A 14,390-nucleotide genomic window follows, 5' to 3' on the forward strand; every position below is an offset into this window, starting at 1 on the left:
TAAGGCGAAAGCCGCCACCCGGCAGAAATGCGAGCACAATTTTGCGTTGACCTTGCCCTCACCCCAGATACTCAATCACCGATAGCCCGCCGTTGTAATCGGTGCTGTAGATAATGCCTTGCGCATCGACAAACACGTCACAGGACTGGATCACCCGCGGGCGGCCGGGACGGGTATCCATCATTCTCTCAGGCGCAGCCGGCACCAGCGCCCCGGTCTCCAGCGGACGATACGGGTTGGAGATATCGTAAGCCCGCACGCCGGCATTCTGATACGTGGCAAAAATCAGCGTTGAGCTGACAAAGCTCCCCGGCCGGTTCTCATGCAGATTGTGCGGGCCAAAATGCGCCCCTTTCGCCACATAGTCGATTTCATCCGGCTGTGGGAAAGTCGAGATACTCACCGGGTTCGCCGGCTCGCGGATATCAAACAGCCAGATCAGCTTCTCGCCGTCCTCCTGGTTGTCGAGCACCGCTTCATCCAGTACCACCAGCAGATCGCGATCCGGCAGCGGCAGCGCGGTATGCGTTCCGCCGCCAAACGGCGGGCTCCAGTTGCGATGGCTAATCAGCGTCGGCTGGGTTCTGTCTTTGACGTCCAGCAGCGTCAGGCCGCCGTCGCGCCAGCTGCCGTAGGCGGTATCCCCGGCAATAATGGCGTGGTGCAGCGCGTAGCGTTTGCCCTGCGGCCAGTCCGGTGTTTCGCCGCCTGCCTGGTGCATCCCCGGCAGCCACCAGCGCCCGGCAACCTGCGGTTTACGCGGATCGGCCAGATCGATGGTCAGGAAGATGTAGTCGGTAAAACCGTCGATCAGCGCGGACACATACGCCCAGCGGCCGCCGACGTACCAGATGCGGTGAATACCGATGCCATTAAGCGACAGAAAGCCAATTTCACGCGGCTTATCCGGCGTGGAGATATCAAACACGCGCAGCCCGGCGCTCCAGCCTTTGTCCTGCACATCGCTGACTGTGTCACCCACCGATCGGGTGTAGTACACCTTCTCATCGGCAAAACGGGCGTCGGCAAACAGGTCCCGGGCGTTGATCACCAGCAGCAGATCGTCATGCGCCTGGAGGTGCACGTTCCAGGTGCCCGACGGCGCGGCAATATAGTTGACCGTAGTGGGCCGGGTCGGATCGCGAACATCGACCACGGAAAAACCCTGCGACACCATATGGCCGATATAGGCGAATCCGCGGTGCACCATCAGTTGCACGCCGTCCGGACGACCGCCCTGGTCGCTATGGCCAATCAGCCGCATATTGCGGCTGTATTCGGGGGAAGGTAATGCTGACATAGTGGATTCCTTACGCCCGGTGGCGCTACGCTTACCGGGCCTACGGGTGCAGTTGGTGTTCCCCCTCTCCCTGCGGGAGAGGGCCGGGGTGAGGGCACCAGACCGCCCCACCGCCACCCGGCTTCGTTTTATTTGTTTTTCGCTTCCAGCGTCGCGAACCACGGGGCGATAAAGTCTTCCGTCTGGCCCCAGCCCGGAATGATTTTCCCCAGCGAGGCCACGTTCACCGCCCCCGGCTGGGCCGCCAGCAGCGCCTGCGGGATCGCCGCCGCCTTGAAGTCGTAGGTGGCTGGCGTCGGCTCGCCGGCGATCTTATTAGCGATCAGCCGCACGTTGGTCGCGCCGATAAGCTTCGGATCCACCGCCACGCTCACCTTCCACGGGCTGCCAGCTTCGCGCATCAGCTGCAGATCCTGGTTGGAAATATCAATGCTGTAGAGTTTGATCTCGGTGCGGCCGTTCTCTTTCAGCGCTTTATAGGCCCCCTGGCTAAAGGCATCCCAGGTGCCCCAGATAGCGTCGATTTTCCCTTTCGGATACTTGGCGAGGATCGCCCCCACCTTGTTAGCGGTGTCGCCCTGCACATCGGATGAAACGGCGCCGATCGACTCCAGCTCTTTAATTCCCGGATTTTGCTTCAGCAGTGTCTGGTAAGCCGCCTGACGGCGCTCCATCGGCGGGAAGCCCGCCACCCACAGCTTGACGATGTTGGCCTTGCCGTTGAAGTCTTTCACCAGCTGGCCAAAGGAGAGCTCGGTCAGTGAGGCGTCATCCTGCTGGCTGACCGTCACTCCCGGGATCTCACCGCTCACCGCAGTATCGAACACCGCCACTTTGATCCCGGCGTCCACCGCCTTCTTCACCAGGGCCGTCGAATAGGGGTCACGCCCCTGGGAGAGAATAATGCCGTCATATTTCTGGCTGATCGCCTGGTTGACGAAGTCCTGGAACTTGGCGTCATCGCCGTTGCTCAGGAAGGTGCTGATTTTGAAACCGAGCTTTTTGCCTTCCTGCAGCGCCCCGGCGACAAACTGGGTGGTGTTATCGTCAGACCCCAGGTTGCGGATCACGGCAATGCGGATCGGGCCGTTGTGTTCGGCAATGGCCGCCGGCACCGGCGTCGGGGCGGTGGCCAGCGCCGCCGTCGACTGCAGCAGACCCAGCGTAATGAGAGAGAGTGCGATCTTTTTCATGCGGTTTACCCTGTAAAATGTTAAGTACGGCGCTGAAAATAGGTCAGTGCCAGCGCGCCAGCCAGTACCAGCCCTTTAATAATGTCCATCGCGTAATACGGCACCGAGAGCATCACCAGGCCGTTGGAGAGCACGCCGAGGATCACCGCCCCCACCAGCGTCCCCAGGGCGTTCGGTTTCCCGGAACCGGCCAGCGAAAAGCCGATCCAGGCCGCCGCCACCGCGTCCATCAAATAGCCGCCGCCGGCATTAACCTGCGAGGATCCGATACGCGAGGCCAGCAGAATGCCGCCCAGCCCGGCCAGCAGCGAAGCAATCACATACGCCGCCACTTTATAACGCGTGATCCGCAGGCCGGAGAGCCTCGCCGCCTCCGGGTTGCCGCCGATGGCGTACATCCGCCGGCCGTGGGTGGTGAACGACAGCGCCAGCTGGGCGACCAGCGTTACCACCAGCATGATGATGACGATTGTCGGCACCTGGCCCAGCGCGCCAAACGCCGCCGGGATGGTGCCTTCCGCCATCTCGCCGCTCGGCAGCACCATGTTTTCGGTAATCGACCCGCCGTAGCTGTAGGTCATCGCCACCCCCTGAATCACAAACAGGCTGGCCAGGGTGGCGAGCATGTCGGGGATGCGCAGCACCACGATCAGAAAGGCGTTAAACAGTCCTACCAGAGTGCAGAGCACGAGGGTGATCAGGATTGCTTCGGTGGTCCCCAGGCCATGCCAGACGAACAGGGAGATCACCAGGGCGTTGGCCAGCGATGCCGTCGATCCGACGGACAGATCGAAGCCGCCGATGGTGAGGGAAATCGACACCCCAATGGCAATCACCGTCACGATGGCAATCGAGCGCAGAATGTTGATGATGTTGAACGGGTCAAGGAAATTGTCCGAGGCGAGGCCAAAGACCGCCACCAGCAGCACCACGGTCAGCAACATGCCCCACTTATAGAGAAAATCAAAAAATCGCTGACGGCCCGATACCGTCGCGTTCACTGCCAGGGCCTTGCTCACGCTGCCGCTCCTCCGGTTGAATAATAAAGCAGTGTCTCTTCCCGGGCTTCCGCGCCGGGGATCTCCGCCACGATCCGTCCGTCCCACAGTACGCAGATGCGGTCGCATAAACCGACCAGCTCGGCGAATTCACCCGAGGCATAAATCACCCCTTTGCCTTCCCGTGCCAGACCATCGATCAGCATGAACAGATCGGTTTTCGCTTTCACATCGACACCTTTGGTCGGTTCGTCAAAAATCAAAACATTGGCATGACTGCGCAGCCATTTGCCAATGGCCACTTTCTGCTGATTGCCGCCGGACAGACGGCGCAGCGTCTGACCGGGACCGGTGGCGCGCACGCCGAGGCGGGCAATCACCTCCTCCGCCCAGCGCCAGGCCTGCCGATGGCCGAACAGGCTCCAGCGCGAAAAGCTGTTATCGGCGCTGACCGCCAGGTTCATCGCGATCGGCTCTTCGATGAAAATGCCCTCTTTGCGCCGCTCCTCCGGGACCAGCGCCAGGCCGCGCCCTACCGAATCGGCCGGATCGCGCGGCCGCCACGGCTGGCCGTTCAGCTCGCCGCGCTGTACCCGGCTTTTGCTGGCGCCGAACAGCGCTTTGCACAGCTCAGTTTTGCCGGCGCCGGCCAGCCCAGCGATACCAAGAATTTCCCCCTTGCGCAGGCGCAGCGAGATATCCTGCAGCAGCGCCTCATCGTGCAGCCCTTCTACCTGCAGCAGCACTTCTTCACCGTGCGGCGGTCGCGGCGGCGGGAAGATATCGCTCAGCTCGTGGCCCAGCATCTTTTCGACAATCTGTTCCCCGCTCAGCGGCGCCATCGGGCCGCTCTCAATTAGCCGCCCGTCACGCAGCACCGTCAGGGTGTCGCAGATCGCCTTCAGCTCGTGAATACGGTGCGAAATAAACACCACCCCGATCCCCTGCTGCTGCAGACGGCGCACCACCGCAAACAGGCGTTCGCTTTCATGCTGATCCAGCGGCGCGGTGGGTTCATCCAGAATCAAAAAGCGGCAATGGTGCGACAGGGCGCGGGCCAGCAGGATCTGCTGTTTTTCAGCAAGGGTGCAGCTATCAATAGAACGCCTGACGTCCAGCGCCACGTCCAGCTGCGCCAGCGCCTCGCGCGCCAGCTGCCGAACCCGCGCCCAGCGGAAGGTCGTCCCCGGCTCAGCCAGCCTGTCCAGCATGATGTTTTCGGCAATGCTCAGGCCCGGCACCAGCGCCACGTCCACCTCCTGCTGCACCAGGTGGATCCCCAGCTGTTTGGCATCCCGCGGCGAACGAATGGTGACCGGCTGGTTGTTGATCGTCACCTCGCCTTCATAGTGGGCGTGGGTGCCGCACAACACGGCCATCAGCGTCGACTTACCCGCGCCGTTGGCGCCGGTCAGGGCATGCACCGACCCGCCATAAAGGGTGAAGGCCACCTTGTTCAGCGCCTGAAAGCCGGAGAAGGCCAGGCTAATGTTATGCATCTCAAGGCGATTCGCGCTCATCACTGCTCCCGTGCGGCAATTAATCTTCTGATTTAACGAATTTTTCATAGCCGCTGCTGGCTGACAACTGCGTAAAAAGCATAAGATACAACGAAATAATATTAGCCATCTGGATGTCCAGACATAACATCAGGTTAGCCCAACACCAATAAGGACAGCACCCATGAGCAACAGCGATATCCGCGTCGTGCCCGGCCCGGCCAACTATTTTTCCCACCCTGGCAGCCTTGAGCGGCTAAGCGATTTTTTTAACGCCGACCAGCTGTCGCGGGCGGTGTGGGTCTATGGCGAGCGCGCCCTGGTCGGCGCCGAGCCTTTTCTGCCGGCGGCCTTCCACCTGCCGGAAGCGAAAAAGATCCGCTTTACCGGCCACTGCAGCGAACGCGACGTGGCGGGGCTGGTGCAGGCCTCAGGTGACGATCGGGCGGTAGTGATTGGCGTCGGCGGCGGCGCGCTGCTCGACAGCGCGAAAGTGCTGGCCCGCCGCCTGGGGGTTCCGCTGGTGGCCATCCCGACCATCGCCGCCACCTGCGCGGCGTGGACGCCGCTGTCGGTGTGGTACAGCGACGCCGGACAGGCGCTGAATTTTGAGATGTTCGATGACGCGAATTTCCTGGTGCTGGTCGAGCCGCGCATCATTCTCAACGCCCCGGCGGAGTACCTGCTGGCGGGCATTGGCGACACCTTAGCCAAATGGTATGAGGCCGTGGTACTGGCGCCGCAGCCGGAGGCTCTGCCGCTCACCGTGCGGCTGGGGATTAACGGCGCGCTGGCGATCCGCGACGTGCTGCTGGACAGCAGCGAAACGGCGCTGGCGGACCAGCGCCGCGGCGAGCTGACCCAGGCGTTTCGCGATGTGGTGGATGCAGTTATCGCCGGCGGCGGGATGGTTGGCGGGCTGGGGGAACGCTACACCCGGGTCGCCGCCGCCCATGCGGTGCACAACGGGCTGACGGTGCTGCCGCAGACGGATAAATTCCTCCATGGCACCAAGGTGGCCTACGGCATTCTGGTGCAAAGCGCCCTGCTCGGTCAGGATGAGGTATTGGCGCAGCTGGTGCAGGCCTGGCAGCGCTTTAACCTGCCGGCGACGCTGGCGGCGCTGGAGGTTGATATCAATAACCGCGCAGAGCTTGACCGGGTCATTGCCCATACCCTGCGCCCGGGCGAGTCGATTCATTATTTACCGGTGACCTTAACCCCTGGGGTTCTGCGCGCGGCGTTTGAGAAGGTGGAATACTTCAGCCGTTAATCACCCCGACCGTCTATACCTAATGATGATGCTCACCACTCTCGCAACGAGGTCATCATGCAGATCGATTTAACAGGTAAGAAGGCGCTGGTTACCGGCGCCAGCCGTGGATTGGGGCGCGCTATCGCGCTGTCGCTGGCGCGCGCCGGCGCAGATGTGGTTATAACGTATGAAAAATCGGCCGATAAAGCCCAGGCGGTCGCCGAGGAAATAAAGGCGCTGGGTAGGCACGGTGAAGCGGTGCAGGCCGACAGCGCCAGCGCGCAGGCGATACAGGATGCTGTGACCCATGCGGCGCGGTCCCTCGGCGGGCTGGATATTCTGGTCAACAACGCCGGGATCGCGCGCGGCGGCCCGCTGGAGTCCATGACGCTGGCGGACATTGACGCGCTTATTAACGTCAATATTCGTGGGGTGGTTATCGCTATCCAGGAGGCGCTGGTGCATATGTCCGACGGCGGCCGCATCATCAACATCGGCAGCTGTCTGGCTAACCGCGTGGCGCAGCCGGGCATCGCGGTTTACTCAATGACCAAGTCCGCTCTCAACTCCCTGACCCGCGGCCTGGCGCGCGATTTAGGCCCCCGCGGTATCACCGTTAACCTCGTCCATCCCGGCCCGACCAACAGCGATATGAACCCGGAAGACGGCGAGCAGGCCGATGCTCAGCGTCAACTTATTGCGTTAGGCCACTACGGCCAGCCGGAAGACATCGCCGCGGCGGTCACCTTCCTCGCCAGCCCGGCCGCCGGGCAGATCTCCGGCACCGGTCTCGATGTGGACGGTGGTTTGAACGCCTGATCGCACATTTCCTGCAAGCCTCTGTCGTCCGGCAGAGGCCTTCCCGAGCACCCTCGACGGTTCCCGTTTTGCCGCTTTCTCCCGGTTTTTCTCCGCTCTACAGTAACCCATTAGAAATTCGGAATTTATCTAATAGTCTTATTATTTCCTTATATTCTGTGTGGGCGTACAGTGGAGGTACGGATGAAGATTGTCTGGTCAAAAACAGCAGAGAAGCAATTTTCTAAAATCGATACGCGATATCAGAACCGCATTAAATTCAGGCTGGAGAAGATGGATGATAAAACATCACCTGTCGCGGATATCAAGAAATTATCTTCTCCCGAAAACCACTACAGGTTGCGATTAGGTGATTACAGGGTCATTTACACCTTCGGAGACCCGCCGGGTGATACCTGTTACGTAGTGGCGGTAAAACGCCGGACAACCACCACCTACCTTCATGAGGAGCATACGGAATATGACTATTCAGTTCATCAAGGATGAAGAAGGAAAAAAACAGTATGTTGTCATTCCCTACGGTGAATATTTTCGCATGCGTTTAGCCATGCTTGAGTATGATGACGATGATGAAAACGACTGGGAAGACATCCCTTACGAATCAGATATCTACGATAACGTAGGTTTACCGGGTGAAGTGTGCGACATCATGCATAGCGAGAACGTCAGCCTGCAGGCCGCGTGGCGTATCCTGCGTGGGTTATCCCAGCAGGAGGTGGCGGAGAAACTCGGCATCAGCCAGTCCGCCGTGTCACAGCTGGAAGCGCTGGACTCCCGGCCGCAGAAGCGCACCCGCGAAAAGCTGGCGGCGCTCTACGGCTGTAAGCAGGAGCAGATCAGCCTCTATCTGCCGAAAGAGGGTTAACAGCACTTCGCCCCGCCCTTGCCGCCGTAGCGAGCGTCCTGGCGTTCGCGGAAAAATTCTTCCCAGGTCATTGGCGTCTGATCCGGATGGTTGACGCGCATGTGCTCGACGTAGTTGTCGTAATCCGGCACGCCGATCATCATTTTGGCGGCCTGGCCCAGGTACTTACCTGCTTTGGAAAGGGTGTCGAACATAAGTCATTTCTCTTTTGTTTCCCTCACCCCGAGCCTCTGCCAAAGGGAGAGGGAGGATCAGAAAGACAGGCCGGGTAAGGCGAAGCCGCCACCCGGCACACAGGTTAATGCGCCCCTTTCGCCTGGGTCACCATCGCGTCCAGGTTTTCAGGCATTGGCTCATAGGGTGTCTCTTTCGCCGTCGGTTTATTCTCCTTCAGCGCCGCCAGCGCGGTTTTAATCGAGAACAGCGCCAGCACCACCACCACGATCATAAAGAAGATGGTCAGCCCGGCATCGAGACGGTTGTTAAACACCAGCTGCGCCAGCTGCGACTCGGTATACTGCGCCGGAATTTTGCCGCTGTCGATCATCGCCTGGAACTTGTTGGCAATCGCCAGGAAGCCCACTTTATTGTCCGGGCTGAAGGCTTTCTGCCAGCCGGCGGTGAGGGTACAGATCAGCAGCCAGGCCGTCGGCACCAGCGCCACCCACGCATAGCGCTGACGTTTCATCTTGAACAGCACCACTGCGCAGAGCATCAGCGCCATCCCCGCCAGCATCTGGTTGGCGATACCGAACAGCGGCCACAGGGTGTTAATACCGCCCAGCGGATCGACCACCCCCTGATGCAGGAAGTAGCCCCACGCCAGCACGCACAGCGCCGTCGCCAGCAGGTTAGCCGGTAACGAATCAGTACGCTTCAGGTTCGGGGAGATCACACCCAGCAGATCCTGCAGCATAAAGCGCGCCGCACGGGTGCCGGCATCCACCGCCGTCAGGATAAACAGCGCTTCAAACAGAATGGCAAAGTGGTACCAGAACGAGACGTCCATCAGCCCGCCCAGCGCGCCGTGGAGAATGTAGGCCATGCCCACCGCCAGCGTAGGCGCCCCGCCGGCGCGGGAGATGATGGACTGCTCGCCCACCTCATTAGCGATATGCGTCAACGTTTCCGGGGTAATCGCAAAGCCCCAACCGCTCACCACCTGCGCCGCCGACGCCACCACATCGGTGGTTCCCGCCGGCGCCAGCACCGCCATCGGGCTGTTCATCGCGAAGTAGACGCCCGGGTCAATGATACAGGCGGCGACCAGCGCCATAATCGCCACGAAGGATTCCATCAGCATGCCGCCGTAGCCGATAAAGCAGGCCTGATTTTCATTCGCCAGCATCTTCGGCGTGGTACCGGAGGCAATCAGGGCGTGGAAGCCCGACACCGCGCCGCAAGCGATAGTGATAAACAGGAACGGGAACAGGTTGCCAGTCCATACCGGGCCAGTACCGTCAATAAATTTGGTCAGCGCCGGCATGGTCAGGGTCGGACGCATAATCAGAATGCCGATCGCCAGACCGACGATAGTGCCGATTTTGAGGAAGGTGGAGAGGTAGTCGCGCGGGGCCAGCAGCAGCCAGACCGGCAGCACCGCGGCGACAAAGCCATAGCCCACCAGCATCCAGGTGAGCTGGACGCCGGTAAAGTCAAAGAACGGCGCCCAGGTCGGGCTTTCCGCTACCCAGCCGCCGGAGATAATGGCGAACACCAGGAATATCAGGCCAATCACCGACACTTCGCCAATGCGTCCCGGGCGCAGATAGCGAATATAGATCCCCATAAACAGCGCCAGCGGAATGGTAAAGGCCACGGTATAGGTTCCCCACGGGCTGTGGGTCAGCGCTTTCACCACGATCATCGCCAGCACCGCGAGGATGATCACCATGATCATAAAGGTCGCCACCAGGGCAATCACCCCGGCGGTCGCCCCCATCTCCTCTTTCACCAGTTCGCCCAGCGAACGGCCGTCGCGACGGGTGGAGACGAACAGCACCATAAAGTCCTGCACCGCCCCGGCCAGCACCACGCCTGCGAGGATCCAGATCATCCCCGGCAGATAGCCCATCTGCGCGGCAAGCACGGGGCCCACCAGCGGCCCCGCGCCGGCGATGGCGGCAAAATGGTGTCCGAACAGCACTTTTTTGTCAGTCGGGACATAGTCGAGGCCATCGTTATGCCGCACCGCGGGCGTCATGCGCGTCGAATCGACGCCGAGCACGGTTTTGGCGATATACAGGCCGTAAAAACGATACGCGATCAGATAAACGCAGACTGCCGCGACGACAATCCACAGCGCGTTGATCTGCTCACCCCGGTTTAAAGCAATGTAGCCGAGGGCAAAGGCTCCGATCACGGAGAGCAGTGCCCAGATAAGGTATTTCCCTGAATTATTCATTGTTGTGGTCCACCGGTAGGGTAATCAGGATGTTACATTTTGTTTCTAGATCACAACGCAGAATTTAACAACATCGAAACAGCGCAGATGCCGTCCACCCACAGAGATTTGTCTCACATTGCTAGCGAGATCACTTAAGGCAGGAAAATGAATGAAAGGATTATGCGGGTTGCCAGTCGATGACCGAATCGGTCCAGTTACGCCGTGATTTTGCCGGGTGGCGCTGCGCTGACCCGGCCTACAACGGCATCGATGCTGACTGAAACTGCCGGTGTTGGCGGTCTCAACATCGCTGAGACATTCCCGGAAGGCCGGGGCAGACCGTAGGCCCGCGCAAGCGCAGCGCCGCCGGGCGTCAAAACCGTAGCCCGGCTAAGCGTAGCGCGAGCCGGGGAAACAGCGGCTCCTTAGCCCAGCACCGCGGTGCCCAGACGACAGGTGCAGCAGCGCCGCCCCTTCTCGTCATACACCACAATCTCCCAGCTCTGGCTCTGCCGGCCAAGATGCAGCGGGCGGCACTCGCCGCGCACTTTCCCGCTGGAGACCGCCCGGTGATGGGTGGCGTTCAGCTCGGTGCCCACCACGCACTGCCCCTCTTCGGTCATCAGCCAGCCGGCCATCGACCCCAGCGTCTCCGCCAGCGCCGCTGAGGCCCCGCCGTGCAGCAGGCCAAACGGCTGATGGGTGCGGGCATCCACCGGCATTTCCGCCTCCAGCAGCCCAGCTTCCAGCCGGGTGTAGACGATCCCCAGATGCGCCACCAGGGTGTTTTCGCTACTGGCGTTCAGCGCCGCCAGCGTGAGCGCTCGTTTCCAGGTCATTTACGCCCCCAGCGTCGAGCCGCCGTCTACCACGATATCCTGCAGGGTGATATGGCTGGCGTGAGAAGAGGCGAGGAACAAAATGGTATTGGCGATCTCCTGTGGGCGGGCAATCTTACCCAGCGGGATGCCGAGCTTAAACTGCTCGCCGAAACCGCGGATCCGCTGCTGCTCTGCATCGTCGCTGACCCACAGCGTGCGCTGCATATCGGTATCGGTAGAACCCGGCGACACCAGATTACAGCGTACCCCGCTGCCCGCCAGCTCAAGGCCGACGGTTAGCGCCAGGCTTTTCAGCGCCGCTTTCGAGGCGCCATAGGCGCTCATGCCGATACGCGGCGTATGCGCGGCATCGGAAGCGACGGTGACGATGGCCCCGCCCCGCTGACGACGGAACTGGGCCATCGTCTGCTGAAACAGATTAAACGCCCCGCCGACGTTGACCGCGAAGGTCTGCCGCCAGTCTTCCGCGCTCAGCTGGTCGGTGGCGCCCATGCGCAGGATCCCGGCGGCGTTCACCAGCACGTCTAATCGCTCGGTGTTCGCCAACAGGCGGCTGCACACTTCGCGTACCCGGTCGGCATCGGCGACGTCCAGCGTTTCGGTGGCAAACGGGTAGCGTTCGCCGTCAAAGGCGAGGTCGAAACCGGTGACGTTGGCCCCGGCCTCCACAAAAGCCAGCGCGGTGGCATAGCCAATGCCTTTACCGGCGCCGGTCACCCACACGGTCTGGCCGCGAAAATCCAGCGCCGCCATTATTGCACCTCGCGGGAAAGCAGTGCCCACCAGGCGTCGATGGTCGGGTTTTTCGCCAGCATCACGAAGTCGATATCGCCGTGCACTTTGCGCCAGCGGGCGGCGAGGGCCATCATCCGCACCGAATCCAGACCGTAGTCGATCAGGTTTTCATCATCCAGCGGTTCGTCGGATTCGTCGAGCAGCGGCAGGATCAGCGCGCGCAGCGCCGCTTTGCTGGCCGGCAGCGGCAACAGCTCTTCGGTCATCACCACGCGGCCGGAACGGCCGGCGACGTATTTCAGCGCCATCAGGTGCTCTTCGCGGCTGAAGTCCGCCAGCGCGTCGGCGACAAAGAACGGTTTGATATCGCGCATAAAGGCGTCGGTGGCGGTGGTCATGCAGCCGATATGGGCGTAAACGCCGGTGATGATCAGCTGGTCGCGGCCGCTCTCTTTCAGCATCTCTTCAAGCGGCGAGCGATGAAACGCGCTGTAGCGCCATTTCACCAGCACGGTGTCGTTTTCGTCCGGCGCCAGGGCGGCAATCACCTGCTGCTGCTCCGGCGAACGGGTCAGCCCCGGCCCCCACATATCATTCAGCAGGGCGCGGTCTTCATCGCTCTGCTCTTTCGGCTGGGCGGTGTAGTACACCGGAATACCGTTCTGTTTGCAGAAGTCGCGCAGGGCGGCGATATTGGCCACCACTGTCTCCATCATCGCGCTGTTTTCGCCCCAGAAATTGAGAAAGTATTCCTGCATATCATGGATCAGCAGCGCGGCGCGGGAAGGTTCAAAGGCCCAGCTGACTTTGTTCGCCGGAATATCGCTGGCTTCCGGCAGCGCGTAAGCCTGTAATTTAGGGATTGCCATTTTCTGTTCTCCTTCAGCCCAGCTTGCCTTCGGCCAGCCACTGACGTAATTGTTTCTTATCGACTTTGCCCACCGGCGTCAGCGGCAGAGCGGCTACGCACTCCACGCGGTCCGGCAGTTTAAATTCAGCCACCCCCTGCTCGCGCAGGAAGCGGCGCACCGCGACGGCGCGCAGCGGCGAGGTCACCACGAGGTAAGCGCAGCTCTTCTCGCGCAGCAGATTGTCTTCAATGCTGACCAGCGCGGCGTGGATCACCGCCTCATGGCGCAGCAGCAGGTTTTCGATCTCTTCGGCGGCGATCTTCTCGCCGCCGCGGTTGATCTGATCTTTTTCCCGGCCCTGAACGGTGATATACCCGTCTTCATCGATCGAAATCAGATCGCCGGAGCAGTAGAAACCCTCGGCGTCGAAGGCCTCCGCGTTATGCTGCGGGCTGTTGTAGTAGCCGCGGAAGGTGTAGGGCCCGCGGGTCATCAGGCGGCCCACTTCGCCGCGTGGCAGCGGGTTGCCCTCGGCATCTGCCACCCACACTTCATCGTCCGGGCACATCGGGCAGCCCTGGGTATGGATGATCCGCTCAGGACTGTCGTTAAGGCGGGTGTAATTCACCAGCCCCTCCGCCATGCCGAACACCTGCTGCAGCTGGCAGCCGATTTCCGCCGGAATGCGCGCGGCAAGGGTCGCCGACAGGCGCGCGCCGCCGACCTGCAATAGCTGCAGCGATTGCAGTTGCGCGTTGCTGCCCCATTCGTGAATGGCCTGCAGCCACAGGCTGACCGCCGGCGGCACCAGCGAGGCGACGTTGACCTGATGTTTTTCAATCAGCGGGAAACAGAGGGTAGCGCTCGGGTCGGCGGCGAGGATCACCCGTCCGCCGGCGCGGAAAACGCCGAGCGCCCCCGGGGAGCTCATCGCGTAGTTATGCGCCGCCGGCAGCGCGTTGAGGTAGCGCGTCTTAGCGTTGATCCCGCAGATCTCGTTGCTGCGGCGGATACTGTAGTCGTAATCGTTATGGGTACGCGGGATCAGCTTCGGCGTCCCGGTGCTGCCGCCGGAGAGCTGGAAAAAGGCCACTTCGTCGGCAGGGGTTGGGTTGGCGATAAAGTTATCCGCCGGGCGGTTAATCTCCGTCGCCAGATCGCGCTCGCCGCCGTCGTTACGCAGCAGCGCCACGCGCAGGGAAGCATGTTCAGCAATAAACGCATGGAGGAAGCTATCGTCGGCAAACAGCGCGTGCTCGCGGTCGGCGATCAGCAGCGCCGGCTTAATCTGCGCGGCGTAGGCGTTAAGCTCGCTGCGCTGGTGGCTGAACAACGCGTTCACCGGCGCGACGCCGATGCGCAGCAGCGCGAAGAAGGTGATGTAAAACTCGGCGACGTTGCCCAGGTGCACCAGCGCGGTTTCTCCGCGCTTCAGTCCCTGACGCTGCAGAGAGCAGGCAAGGTTATCCACCCGCTGGTTAAACTGGCGGTAGCTAATGTGTCGATCGCCATCGATAATCGCCACGGCGTCGTTTTCTGCGTGACGGGTGATCAGATTGGTTAACGGCAGATCCTGCCAGTAGCCTTTTTGACGATAGCGGGCCGCGAACTCATCCGGCCAACGGGTAAATGCAATCATCCTTGCCT

General features: G+C 61.2%; 14 protein-coding genes. 4 read left to right on the forward strand and 10 right to left on the reverse strand.

All coding sequences use genetic code 11. The features are described from left to right. Nucleotides 1–58: 58 nt before the first annotated feature. The 4 genes from MKS11_RS07350 to MKS11_RS07365 all read right to left on the reverse strand — a co-directional run bounded on the left by MKS11_RS07350 (nucleotide 59) and on the right by MKS11_RS07365 (nucleotide 5,011). Nucleotides 59–1,300 (reverse strand): LVIVD repeat-containing protein, encoded by a 1,242-nt coding sequence (locus MKS11_RS07350; RefSeq protein ID WP_004885786.1) that lies wholly within the window; start codon nucleotides 1,298–1,300, stop codon nucleotides 59–61. Between the two features lie 128 nt (nucleotides 1,301–1,428). Beyond that, a complete protein-coding gene (locus tag MKS11_RS07355) occupies nucleotides 1,429–2,493 on the reverse strand; it encodes a sugar ABC transporter substrate-binding protein (protein ID WP_004885784.1) in 1,065 nt (354 codons plus the stop codon). 20 nt (nucleotides 2,494–2,513) lie between these two features. After that, entirely contained in the window at nucleotides 2,514–3,512 is a 999-nt protein-coding gene (locus MKS11_RS07360; protein ID WP_004885781.1) for an ABC transporter permease, read from the reverse strand. Next, on the reverse strand, nucleotides 3,509–5,011 hold the full coding sequence (locus tag MKS11_RS07365; RefSeq protein ID WP_004885779.1) for a sugar ABC transporter ATP-binding protein: 1,503 nt from the start codon (nucleotides 5,009–5,011) through the stop codon (nucleotides 3,509–3,511). The genes MKS11_RS07360 and MKS11_RS07365 overlap by 4 nt, the downstream gene beginning before the upstream one ends. A gap of 163 nt (nucleotides 5,012–5,174) precedes the next feature. Here MKS11_RS07365 and MKS11_RS07370 point away from each other — a divergent pair, with 163 nt between their 5' ends. From MKS11_RS07370 to MKS11_RS07385, 4 genes are all read left to right on the forward strand, one after another. Continuing rightward, nucleotides 5,175–6,263 (forward strand): oxidoreductase, encoded by a 1,089-nt coding sequence (locus MKS11_RS07370; protein ID WP_032455703.1) that lies wholly within the window; start codon nucleotides 5,175–5,177, stop codon nucleotides 6,261–6,263. Between the two features lie 57 nt (nucleotides 6,264–6,320). Beyond that, nucleotides 6,321–7,064: an SDR family NAD(P)-dependent oxidoreductase gene (locus MKS11_RS07375; protein WP_004885764.1), complete on the forward strand. Its 744-nt coding sequence runs from the start codon at nucleotides 6,321–6,323 to the stop codon at nucleotides 7,062–7,064. 183 nt (nucleotides 7,065–7,247) lie between these two features. Continuing rightward, nucleotides 7,248–7,550 carry a type II toxin-antitoxin system RelE/ParE family toxin gene (locus MKS11_RS07380; RefSeq protein WP_017899060.1) on the forward strand — a complete coding sequence of 101 codons (303 nt, stop codon included), beginning with the start codon at nucleotides 7,248–7,250 and terminating at the stop codon, nucleotides 7,548–7,550. Next, nucleotides 7,525–7,929: a helix-turn-helix transcriptional regulator gene (locus MKS11_RS07385; RefSeq protein ID WP_023319945.1), complete on the forward strand. Its 405-nt coding sequence runs from the start codon at nucleotides 7,525–7,527 to the stop codon at nucleotides 7,927–7,929. Before MKS11_RS07380 ends, MKS11_RS07385 begins: the two co-directional genes overlap by 26 nt. Here the strand turns inward: MKS11_RS07385 and MKS11_RS07390 are convergent. The 6 genes from MKS11_RS07390 to entE form a co-directional block, all read right to left on the reverse strand. Then, nucleotides 7,926–8,123, reverse strand: coding sequence for a YbdD/YjiX family protein (locus tag MKS11_RS07390; protein WP_004885759.1), 198 nt, complete (start codon nucleotides 8,121–8,123; stop codon nucleotides 7,926–7,928). The two genes, MKS11_RS07385 and MKS11_RS07390, sit on opposite strands and share 4 nt — an antisense overlap. A 104-nt stretch (nucleotides 8,124–8,227) precedes the next feature. Next, entirely contained in the window at nucleotides 8,228–10,333 is a 2,106-nt protein-coding gene (gene cstA / locus MKS11_RS07395; protein ID WP_043521693.1) for a pyruvate/proton symporter CstA, read from the reverse strand. 407 nt (nucleotides 10,334–10,740) lie between these two features. Then, complete coding sequence (gene entH, locus MKS11_RS07400; protein WP_017899059.1) at nucleotides 10,741–11,154, reverse strand: proofreading thioesterase EntH; 414 nt, start codon at nucleotides 11,152–11,154, stop codon at nucleotides 10,741–10,743. After that, complete coding sequence (gene entA / locus MKS11_RS07405) at nucleotides 11,155–11,901, reverse strand: 2,3-dihydro-2,3-dihydroxybenzoate dehydrogenase EntA (protein ID WP_087771335.1); 747 nt, start codon at nucleotides 11,899–11,901, stop codon at nucleotides 11,155–11,157. 8 nt (nucleotides 11,902–11,909) lie between these two features. Continuing rightward, a complete protein-coding gene (entB, locus tag MKS11_RS07410) occupies nucleotides 11,910–12,761 on the reverse strand; it encodes an enterobactin biosynthesis bifunctional isochorismatase/aryl carrier protein EntB (RefSeq protein ID WP_064178062.1) in 852 nt (283 codons plus the stop codon). Nucleotides 12,762–12,774: 13 nt separating this feature from the next. Beyond that, nucleotides 12,775–14,382 (reverse strand): (2,3-dihydroxybenzoyl)adenylate synthase EntE, encoded by a 1,608-nt coding sequence (gene entE / locus MKS11_RS07415; protein WP_284109462.1) that lies wholly within the window; start codon nucleotides 14,380–14,382, stop codon nucleotides 12,775–12,777. Nucleotides 14,383–14,390: the final 8 nt, after the last annotated feature.

This window comes from Klebsiella sp. K5-45, from assembly GCF_030128605.1.
GTDB lineage: Bacteria > Pseudomonadota > Gammaproteobacteria > Enterobacterales > Enterobacteriaceae > Klebsiella > Klebsiella quasipneumoniae.